This window comes from uncultured Mobiluncus sp. (genome assembly GCF_947254095.1).
Classification (GTDB): Bacteria; Actinomycetota; Actinomycetes; order Actinomycetales; family Actinomycetaceae; genus Mobiluncus.
Map to the genome: position 1 here is coordinate 1 of NZ_CAMYBV010000048.1, position 3,741 is coordinate 3,741.

Here is a 3,741-nt window from a genome sequence, read left to right on the forward strand (position 1 = left end):
GAACGGCGAATTTCGATTATCGCGATGGTGCACGAGGCGCTGTCGCATACGGTTGATGAAACCGTGTCTTTTGACGACACATTCCGTAAGCTGTTGGCTTTGGTAGCGACTGCCGCGTCTTCGGATCACTTTGTGGAGACGCGTTTCTTGGGCAGCTTTGGGACACTCGGGGCGGACGCGGCCTCCGCCCTGGGGCTGGTGCTTACCGAGCTAGTCACCAACGCGATTGAACACGGTTTGGAGGGCCGCGGCGGGGTGGTTGAGGTCGAGGCACACCGGGACGACGACAACGATACTCTGGTGGTGACGGTGACCGACGACGGACACGGACTCACCGGCAATTCGGTCGGTTCGGGCTTGGGCACCCAGATTGTCCAGACTTTGGTGAAAACAGAACTGGTCGGGACAGTGCAGTGGGAGAACCGAGTGCCGCCCGCGAGCGGTACGATAGTGCGTCTCACCGCTACCAAACTGTGAGTCAGCAGTTTTCGTTCGCCAGGTGGGGCTGGTAAAAAACCGTGGTGGTGAGCTACCTATTGCGCTCACCACCAGCGGGGTCTTTCCTGGGTTTGACGCCCCCAGAAGCGTGTAACTTAGAGGCTCGAAGCGCGGCGCGCACGGGCATTGCGGGCATTGCGACGCTTCAACGAACGACGCTCATCCTCGCTGGTGCCGCCCCAGACGCCGGCATCTTGGTTATTGTCCAGAGCCCACTTCAGGCAAACGTCTACAACCTGGCAGGTCGCGCACACGGCCTTGGCTTCTTCAATCTGAGCCAAAGCGGGGCCGGTGTTGCCTACGGGGAAGAAAAGTTCAGGATCTACGGTTAAGCAAGCTGCTTGATCACGCCAGTCCATAATTACTCCTTAGAGTTCAGTGCAAAAGATTCGGTTAGGGATTTGTAAAACTTTTGCGTGTAACAAATTCGACTTATTAAGACTGACATCATTCGGATGCTTTTTCAAGAGTTGTAGATGAAGAATTTTTCAAAAATCACGTGATATGTGTCACATTAGCACTCGGAGGGATCAGTCCACCCAACTCGGAGCCGTCCCGATAAATCGCTGAGAATCCGCCAATAATCTGGAGTTTTCGGACGAAATCCATATCGATATCGAGATGATTTGCTACCCGGTGCCGGGCCTCTAGGGTGTTTCCTAAATGGGTCAAGGTAACTTTCCGATTGGTAAAATTTGGTAATGAGAGGGTTAAATTTCCAGACATAATCCCAGGTGAACGCAATTCTAAGAATGTTAAGTCAAACTTCAGGCTACTCTCAATAGGCTCCCATAAAATATTCAGGTTAGGGGTGTTGCGTTCAGATCTGGAGACAATGATTAAGGTATCCCGGTCGATATGTTCAATTTCAAAATCTTCCGCCTCAATTACCTGATAACCAAGACGGCGATATTCACGTTTCAACTGAGCCACCAGGGGACGCAACTCGGCGAGGTCGTCCACTACCCAGTGACGCTGCGCGGGTGAAAAGCTCAGCCAATCGCGGCGCAATGAGGACCAGCCTAACGTAACCTGCCGAGCGGCGCGGGGCATTTCTCGATGGGAAAATAATTTCGGCATCTCTGTTAGGACAATTGCCTCACCGTTCGGGGCCGTCGGCGCATCGTCAGGAGAGTCCACATCGAGCACAGTGCCGGCCATTTCGGCTAAGCCCTCAGGGTTGGGCAGGCCGATTTGGGCGGTGGCACACATGTTTCCGATTTGCCACACCCCGCGGCCGGGCGTTATTACGGCAGGCAAAGCCTCGCTCAAACGCCCGCGCACTCCGTTCGATTCGATGCCGGCAGAATGCAAATCCACCGTATCGCGCGGACACAACACGTATTTCTCGCCAGCCAAGGCTCCCCAAGCACTATGCCCAGCATTCAAAGGAGCGGTGAAAGCCAGCGCATAGCCACCCGTCGCGGTCTCGCTCAGCAACGTTTCCAGTCGCTTGACCCCCTGGCCCGGATAGAGCCGCTCCAACTCGTCAGCCAGCAGGTCCGCTCGGTCAATAGCCACCGCGGCTCCCTCTAAACCACGGTTAGCCGTCAAAGATATGAATTGATTGAGTTTCCACAAGTCTTTCGCCGCGAACACGGTGAGTAAACGAGAGAGCGGGGACGTCAATGGTTGGCCCAGTCCGCCCAACTGGTCCCAAAACGCTGATGGGTCGGGAGTGACGACTACCGTAGAACGACTTTGCCGGAGCCACGTCTTAGTCAGGGTGGCCAGGGCGGTGGTCCGTCCGCTGCCGGGATTGCCGAAAATCCCCAAGCTCGTTTGAGGCAAACGCCAGGTCTGGCGAGCCTGGTGGGGAAAGTCCAGCAGGGCGAAACTTTCGGGAGGGCACGGCACAGCCAGAGGCAAATCGGGACACCAAATCTCCGGTAAGGGCGTATTTTCGTGGCATTGTTCCCAGGCCTGGCGAACCTGATCCACGCAATGGCGCACCCAGTCGGCTCTACCGCACCAGGCGGCTTGTGCCACTCCGGAGGTGAGTCCCTCCCAATACAGACGCCCCGGAATGGGCGGAAGATCCGCCGCCCGTGTATCGCTGAGTATCTCGGTAGAGTCTTGGGCGGAACGAACCCGCAAGGCGATGCGCAGGTTGGTATTAGCCAAAATCTGTCCGTTAACCACCCCACCGGGCTTTTGCGTAGCCAATATCAGGTGCAGACCCAGTGAGCGTCCGTGCGTAGCCAAGCGAATCAGGTTTTCCAAAGTCTCGGGATGATCCGTGGCTAGGGCGCGAAATTCATCCACCACGATGAGGACTCGGGGCAGCCGTTGCCCGGTAAGCTGGTGATAATGTTCCAGGTCGCGGGCTTTAGCACGTGACAGGATTGTCTCGCGCTGCTTCAAAAACGCTTCCAGGGAAGCGAGGGCACGAGCGGTGAGCTGGGGTGTCAAGTCCGTCAGTACGCCGTGCGTGTGGGGCAGAGCGCCCAGCGCCGAAAACGCCGCTCCGCCCTTGTAATCAAGCAAAATAAACCGTAGGTCGCGGGGAGAATAGCGCAAAGCCAATGCCAGCAACCAGGTGGTCAGTAGCTCGGACTTCCCGGCCCCGGTCGTGCCCGCCACCAGGGCGTGAGGTCCCTCTTTCACCAGATCGACCACCCAGGGACGTTCGGCAGCGCTGACCCCGAGCTGAGCGCACAAGCCTGCGGGAGGCGTCTGCCAGTTGTGGGTGATAGCCTCGGGACTGGTTTGCCACCACTGACTCACATCTACCAGGTCGGGTAGGTTTTCGGCGGGAGGCATGGTGGTCAAGCTCAGGCGCTGCGGATTGTCCCCCAGTGCGTCCATAAGTGAGCTAAACCAGGCGGCGGTGATAGCGCGGCGGCGCGAGGGTGGGTTAAAGATGCGTTGCGCCCACGGCGGAGGCGTCTCGATGGTAATACTCACCCCGACTTCGTCCCTCTCTAAATGCGGGGTCTCGCCGGGGGCGAATACGCGAATCACCAGGGTTTGCGGTGGAGTTTTTTCGGATTCTTCGCGCGGCTTGAGCCCCCGCCACGGGTCGGGGTTCTTTTCGCTGAGCCGAGCTTGGCCAAACAGGACAGCTTGGGCAATGACCCACCGGGCTTGGTCCGCGCCTTTCGCTCCGGTGAAACACAGCGTTTCTCCCGGTTGAATCTGCAGGACTCGCCGGCGCAGTTTCCGACCCGAAAACACTCGAATCACGCTGACCTTTTGCGAGGGCGTCACTAGGGGAGCAGCAGCGGCGAGCCACAGCTTCTC

At 57.7% G+C, this 3,741-nt stretch carries 3 protein-coding genes; 1 reads left to right on the forward strand and 2 read right to left on the reverse strand.

The annotated features are described in order from the left end of the window. Positions 1–477, forward strand: a 477-nt coding sequence (locus tag Q0X47_RS08485) for a sensor histidine kinase (protein WP_297725022.1), incomplete at its 5' end; no start/stop codon positions are given. 116 nt (positions 478–593) lie between these two features. Here the strand turns inward: Q0X47_RS08485 and Q0X47_RS08490 are convergent. Beyond that, a complete protein-coding gene (locus tag Q0X47_RS08490) occupies positions 594–857 on the reverse strand; it encodes a WhiB family transcriptional regulator (protein ID WP_295027371.1) in 264 nt (87 codons plus the stop codon). A gap of 136 nt (positions 858–993) precedes the next feature. After that, the coding region (locus tag Q0X47_RS08495; RefSeq protein ID WP_297725026.1) for an FtsK/SpoIIIE domain-containing protein at positions 994–3,741 on the reverse strand (2,748 nt) is incomplete at its 5' end.

What these genes read in the sequence shown, in the direction of transcription:
- Q0X47_RS08490 (WP_295027371.1), bottom strand. Translation starts at nt 857, where the DNA reads ATGGACTGGCGTGATCAAGCAGCTTGCTTAACCGTAGATCCTGAACTT.